At 66.4% G+C, this 6,600-nt stretch carries 5 protein-coding genes; 4 read left to right on the top strand and 1 reads right to left on the bottom strand.

Features of this window, described 5'->3' with window-relative positions; genetic code table 11:
- Positions 1–192: 192 nt before the first annotated feature.
- The gene (gene polA / locus AKL29_RS23580) at positions 193–3,231 is read left to right on the top strand and encodes a DNA polymerase I (RefSeq protein WP_050385815.1); all 3,039 of its coding nucleotides are present in this window, start codon (positions 193–195) and stop codon (positions 3,229–3,231) included.
- Between the two features lie 281 nt (positions 3,232–3,512).
- The gene (locus AKL29_RS23575) at positions 3,513–4,148 is read left to right on the top strand and encodes a LysE family translocator (protein WP_050385814.1); all 636 of its coding nucleotides are present in this window, start codon (positions 3,513–3,515) and stop codon (positions 4,146–4,148) included.
- A gap of 116 nt (positions 4,149–4,264) precedes the next feature.
- On the opposite strand, the gene AKL29_RS23570 is transcribed toward AKL29_RS23575, so the two are convergent.
- Complete coding sequence (locus AKL29_RS23570; RefSeq protein ID WP_028333808.1) at positions 4,265–4,891, bottom strand: glutathione S-transferase family protein; 627 nt, start codon at positions 4,889–4,891, stop codon at positions 4,265–4,267.
- 214 nt (positions 4,892–5,105) lie between these two features.
- Here AKL29_RS23570 and pyrE point away from each other — a divergent pair, with 214 nt between their 5' ends.
- Positions 5,106–5,669, top strand: coding sequence for an orotate phosphoribosyltransferase (pyrE, locus tag AKL29_RS23565; protein ID WP_028333809.1), 564 nt, complete (start codon positions 5,106–5,108; stop codon positions 5,667–5,669).
- Between the two features lie 196 nt (positions 5,670–5,865).
- On the top strand, positions 5,866–6,600 hold a 735-nt coding region (locus tag AKL29_RS23560), incomplete at its 3' end, for a DUF2865 domain-containing protein (RefSeq protein ID WP_244482340.1).

Here is a 6,600-nt window from a genome sequence, read left to right as displayed (position 1 = left end):
CGTTTGCGAACTCAGGGGACCCATTACCACGACTGCCCGCGTTGGGTAGGCTGGACCCGCAGCAGGCTCAAACAACGATCATTTGGGGTAATGGGTCCCGGCTTTCGCCGGGACGACAAATCGTTGTGTGGCACGGGCGGATTCAGCGACACAAAGGCTGTCAATCCGCGCAAAAATCCCTAAGTTTCGGCCATGCCGAAAACAGCCTCCAAAGCCCCCGCCAAGCCCGCATCGAAGACCGCCCCCAAGCCCGTTGCCGCCAAGGCCACGGCGAAGGGCGACCACGTCTTCCTGGTCGACGGCTCGTCCTACATCTTCCGCGCCTACCACGCGCTGCCGCCGCTGAACCGCAAATCCGACGGGCTGCAGGTCAACGCCGTGCTCGGCTTCTGCAACATGCTGTGGAAGCTGTTGCGCGACATGCCCGAGGACAACCGGCCGACGCATCTGGCGATCGTGTTCGACAAGTCGGAGATCACGTTCCGCAACAAGCTCTACCCCGACTACAAGGCGCACCGGCCGCCGGCGCCCGACGATTTGATCCCGCAATTCGCGCTGATCCGCGAGGCGGTGCGCGCCTTCGAACTGCCCTGCCTCGAGCAGGTCGGCTTCGAGGCCGACGATCTGATCGCGACCTATGCGCGGCTCGCCAGCGAGCACGGCGCGACCACGACGATCGTGTCATCGGACAAGGATCTGATGCAGCTCGTCAACGACAAGGTCGTGATGTACGACACGATGAAGGATCGCCGCATCGGCCGCGACGAGGTGATCGAAAAATTCGGCGTGCCGCCGGAGAAGGTGGTCGAGGTGCAGGCACTGGCCGGCGACTCCACCGACAACGTGCCCGGCGTGCCCGGCATCGGCATCAAGACCGCCGCGCAGCTGATCATCGAATACGGCGATCTCGATCAGCTGCTGTTCCGCGCCGGCGAGATCAAGCAGCCGAAGCGGCGCGAGGCGCTGCTCGAGAACGCCGAGAAGGCGCGCATCTCGCGCCAGCTCGTGCTGCTCGACGACAAGGTCGAGCTCGAAGTGCCGCTCGACGACCTCGCCGTGAACGAGCCCGACTCGCGCCGGCTGATCGCCTTCCTCAAGGCGATGGAGTTCACCACCCTCACCCGCCGCGTCGCCGACTACGCGCAGATCGACCCGGCCAATGTCGATGCCGATCCCGGCAACAAGAGCGGCGCGAGCGTGTTCTCTCCGTTGCCGCCGTCGGATGTGACGCCGGCACCCGGAGACGCTCCGACATCGGCCGCAGCCCCGCTGCCGAAAGCCAAGCCGAGCGGTGCGCGCGACGACAAGAATTCGAACCGCAAGGGCACGCCGGCAGCGCTGGCCGAGGCCCGCGGCGAGGCGATCCGCAAGACCGGCTTCGACCGCAAGGCGTATCAGGCGATCGGCAGTCTCGATCAGCTCAACGCCTTCATCGCCCGCGTGCCCGACACCGGCTATGTCGCGATCGAGGCGATGTCGGAATCGATCGACCCGATGCAGGGCGAGCTCGCAGGCCTTGCGCTGGCGCTGGCGCCGAACGATGCGTGTTACGTCCCGCTCAGCCACCGGCAAGCCGGCGGAGGCGCAGGCCTGTTCGATGCCGGCCTCGCACCCGGCCAGATCAAGACGGCCGAGGCGCTGGCGGCGCTGAGGCCGCTGCTGGAGTCCATCGGAATCCAGAAGGTCGGCTTCGACGTCAAGTTCACCTCGGTGATGCTGGCGCAGCACGGAATTACCCTGCGCAACATCGACGATGCGCAGCTCATGAGCTACGCGCTCGATGCCGGCCGCGGCTCGCATGCGCTGGAGGCGCTCGCCGAGCGCTGGTTCGGCCACGCGGTCGTCAATTACGGCGGCCTCGTCGGCAGCGGCAAGGGCAAGCTGACCTTCGATCAGGTCACGATCGACAAGGCCAGCGAATATGCGGCCGAAAGCGCCGACGTGATCCTGCGGCTGTGGCGGGTGCTGAAGCCGCGCCTCGTCGCCGAGCGGATGGCGACGGTCTACGAGACGCTGGAACGGCCGCTGGTCTCGGTGCTGGCGCGGATGGAGCGGCGTGGCATCTCGATCGATCGCCAGGTGCTGTCGCGGCTGTCGGGCGATTTCGCCCAGACCGCGGCGCGCGTCGAGGCCGAGATCCAGGAGATCGCCGGCGAGCCGGTCAATGTCGGCAGCCCGAAGCAGATCGGCGACATCATCTTCGGCAAGATGGGATTGCCCGGCGGCAGCAAGACCAAGACCGGCGCGTGGTCGACCACCGCGCAGGTGCTCGACGAGCTCGCTGAGCAAGGCCACGAATTCCCGAAGAAGATCCTGGAGTGGCGCCAGGTCTCGAAGCTGAAATCGACCTACACCGACGCGCTGCCGACCTATGTCAATCCGCAGACCCATCGCGTCCACACCACCTACGCGCTGGCCGCGACCACGACGGGCCGGCTGTCGTCGAACGAGCCGAACCTGCAGAACATCCCTGTTCGTACCGAGGACGGCCGCAAGATCCGCCGCGCCTTCATCGCAACCCCGGGCCACAAGCTGGTGTCGGCCGACTATTCGCAGATCGAGTTGCGGCTGCTCGCCGAGATCGCCGATGTGCCGGTGCTGCGCCAGGCATTCCGCGATGGGCTCGACATTCACGCCATGACCGCTTCCGAAATGTTCGGCGTGCCGATCAAGGACATGCCGAGCGAGGTGCGCCGCCGCGCCAAGGCGATCAACTTCGGCATCATCTACGGCATCTCGGCGTTCGGCCTCGCCAACCAGCTCGGCATCGCCCGCGAGGAGGCCTCGGCCTACATCAAGAAATACTTCGAGCGCTTCCCGGGCATCCGCGCCTATATGGACGAGACCAAGGATTTCTGCCGCCGCAACGGCTATGTGACGACGCTGTTCGGCCGCAAATGCTACTACCCCGACATCAAGGCCTCCAACGCCTCGGTGCGCGCCTTCAACGAACGCGCCGCGATCAATGCGCGCCTGCAGGGCACCGCGGCCGACATCATCCGCCGCGCCATGATCCGCGTCGAGGACGCGCTGACCGAGAAAAAGCTCTCAGCGCAGATGCTGCTGCAGGTGCACGACGAACTGATCTTCGAGGTGCCTGACGACGAGGTCGCGGCGACGCTGCCGGTGGTGCAGAAGGTGATGCAGGACGCGCCATTCCCGGCCGTGCTCCTGTCGCTGCCGCTACAGGTCGACGCCCGCGCCGCCAACAACTGGGACGAGGCGCATTGATTTCTAACCTCGCCCCGCTTGCGGGGAGAGGTCGGATCGTATGGAGCGAAGCGTAATGCGATCCGGGTGAGGGGAGCTACCGCAAGATCCGCCCTCACCGTCATTGCGGATACAGCCCCTCACCCCAACCCTCTGAGAGCGAGCTTCGCTCGTCTCGACCCCGCAAGAGCGGGGCGAGGGAGCGCAGCGGCTTCGCCACCACATTGCTCCGAGAGCAATTCCGAGATGGCCGCGCGGCGGACGACACGCTAGAAGTGTGCGCATCCCTCGCGAGACCCATCATGCCCCACACATCCGCTTTGCTCGGCTTTGCGCTCATCTGCCTCGGCATGGTGCTGACGCCGGGGCCGAACATGATCTATCTGATCTCGCGTTCGATCACCCAGGGGCCCGCGGCCGGCATCGTCTCGCTCGGCGGCGTGGCGCTCGGCTTCGTGTTCTACATGCTGTGCGCGGCGTTCGGCATCACGGCGCTGCTGTTTGCGATTCCCTACGCCTATGACGCGCTGCGCTTTGCCGGCGCGGGCTATCTGCTCGGGCTGGCGTGGCAGGCCGTGAGGCCCGGCGGCCGCTCGCCGTTCCAGGTCAAGGCGCTGAAGGTCGACGGCCCGCGCAAATTGTTCGCGATGGGCTTCGTCACCAATCTGCTCAACCCGAAGATCGCGATGCTCTATCTGGCGCTGCTGCCGCAGTTCATCGATCCCGCCGGCGGCAGCGTGCTGACGCAGTCACTGGCGCTCGGCTCGATCCAGATCGTGATCAGCGTCAGCGTCAATGCGATGATCGCCCTCGCCGCCGGCTCGATCGCGGTGTTCCTCGGCACCCGCCCGACCTGGCTCTTGGTGCAGCGCTGGCTGATGGGCACGGTGCTGGCTGGGCTTGCCATGAAGATGGCGCTCGAGGCGCGGCGGGCCTGAGCCCGACTCGTCATGCGCGGGCTTGACCCGCGCATCCATCGCCTGCACATGCAGGCGCGAAGACTCGCTTGCGAGAGGATGGATTGCCGGGTCAAGCCCGGCAATGACAAAGCCCCTCAATCCAGCTTCGCCTCCATCCCCCGCTTCGTCGCCGGGCGGGCCATCAGCGTCTCGTACCAGCGGTTGACGTTGGGGAAGTCGGCCAGATCGACCTTGTGGCGCGGATGGCGCCAGGCCCAGCCGAGGATGGCGAAATCGGCGACCGAGAGACCGCCGGCGACGAAATCGCGGCCATCGAGCCGGCGGTCCAGCACGCCGTAGAGCCGCCGTGTCTCGGCCATGTAGCGCTTCAGGCCGTAGGCGCGGTCCTGCTCGTTCTCCAGCGCGATGAAATGGTGCACCTGGCCCGGCATCGGGCCGAAGCCGCCCATCTGCCACATCAGCCACTCATAGACCGGGACCCGCTCCGCCAGCGGCTTCGGCAGGAACTTGCCGGTCTTCTCGCCGAGATAGAGCAGGATCGCGCCGGACTCGAAAATGCTGACCGGCTTGCCGCCGGGCCCATCCGGATCGACGATCGCCGGGATCTTGTTGTTCGGGCTGATCGCAAGGAAGGCGGGCGCCATCTGTTCGCCCTTGCTGATGTTCACCGGGATCACCTTGTAGGGCAGCCCCATTTCCTCCAGCGCCACGGAGATCTTGCGGCCGTTGGGGGTGTTCCAGGTGTGCAGCTCGATGGTCATTTCCGCTTCCCGTGCAAGTGTTTGGGCAAGTGTTTGGCCGAGTGTTTGGCGCCTGCTTACGGGGAACGGAACGGCCGCACAACCGCGCTTTCCGGAAAGCACGCCCGCGGAAATCGCGGCTTGGGCACTGTTGACGGCCCGATTTCCACGCTGGAATGTGCCGGTAAGCGTGGATAGATTGCCGCCCGCCTCAAACCCTCAAGGGAAAAAGTCTTTGTCCAAATCAGCCTCCCGCGCCCGCCTCGCCGAGATCATCCGCAAGCGTTCGTTCGGCCGCGGCGAGATCACGCTGGCGTCGGGCCGCAAGAGCGACTTCTATTTCAACCTGAAGCCGACGATGCTCGATCCCGAGGGCGCGGCGCTGCTCGCCGAGCTCACCTATGAAGCGCTGAAGGACGACAAGCTCGATTTCGTCGGCGGGCTCGAGATGGGCGCGGTGCCGCTCGCCGGCGCCATCGCGCAACTGTCCTGGCTGAAGGGCCACCCGATCGCGGCGTTCTTCGTGCGCAAGAAGCCGAAGGAGCACGGCGCGAAGCTGTCCGTCGAAGGACTGGCCAAGGGCGAGAGCCTTGCGGGCAAGCGGATCGTGATCGTCGAGGACGTCACCACGACAGGCGGCTCGGCGCTGAAGGCGGTGGAAGCCGTGCGCGAGGCCGGCGGCGAGATCGCCCTGGTCTTCACCATGGTCGACCGCGAGGAAGGCGCGACCGAGACGTTCGCCGAAGCCGGCTTGCCGTTCCGCGCGCTGTACAAGGCGGGCGAGTTCCTGAAGGGCTGAGTTTATTCGCTCCCTCTCCCCGCAAGCGGGGCGAGGTGGAAGGGGCGGTTCGCGCGACCTCGCCTTCGTGTGATGCCGTCACCCCAAATCAATCGCTCGTTTACCATCCCGCACTATGGTGAAGCCGCCAGGGCAGCTCGTCGCCGTGGCGCGTCGGGTGGAGTTGGCGTTGCGTACAGAGTTGAGTGATTGGCGTATGCGGCGCCGCGTGATGCTGGTCGCCGCAGCCTTTGCGGGTTCCGTCCTGGTGGTGCCCGCGCCTGTCTCGGCCGAAGGGCTGTTCGACTTCTTCTTCGGCGGTTCCCAGAAGCAGCAGAGCCGGCAGGCGCCGCCGCAGGCCAATTTCTTCGCCGATCCGTTCGGCCTCAACCAGCAGGCCGAGCGGCAACCGTCCGCGCCCATCTCCGCGCCGCGGGTGGCCGGTTCCGGACCGGCATATTGCGTGCGCAGCTGCGACGGCAAGTATTTTCCGCTGACGATGCGCGGCAACGCCACGCCGGCGCAGCTTTGCCAGGCGTTCTGTCCGGCGAGCGCGACCAAGGTCTATTACGGCAGCCATATCGACAGCGCCGCATCGACCGCCGGCGAACGCTACGCCGACAGCGAGAACGCCTTCGCCTATCGCAAGGCGTTGCGCGCCGACTGCACCTGCAACGGCCGCGATCCGGCGGGGCTCGCGCCGGTCGACCTCGCGCTCGACGCCTCGCTGCGCGCCGGCGACGTGATCGCGACCACCGACGGCCTCGTCGCCTACACCGGCATCCGTGTCGGCAACGAGCAGTCCTTCGACTTCACGCCGGTCGCCTCCTATCCCGGATTGACCTCGGCGGTCCGCGCGCGGCTCGGCGAAATGAAGGTCGCCCCCGTCAGCGCCGAGATCGCCGGCGACGCGCCGCTGCCGGAAACCAGAAGCGATGTCGCGCCGTCGGCG

Origin of the sequence: Bradyrhizobium pachyrhizi, from assembly GCF_001189245.1 — a bacterium.
Taxonomy (GTDB): domain Bacteria; phylum Pseudomonadota; class Alphaproteobacteria; order Rhizobiales; family Xanthobacteraceae; genus Bradyrhizobium; species Bradyrhizobium pachyrhizi.
Note: the sequence above shows the minus strand (reverse complement) of the source record. Positions and strands in the feature narration are given on the sequence as shown.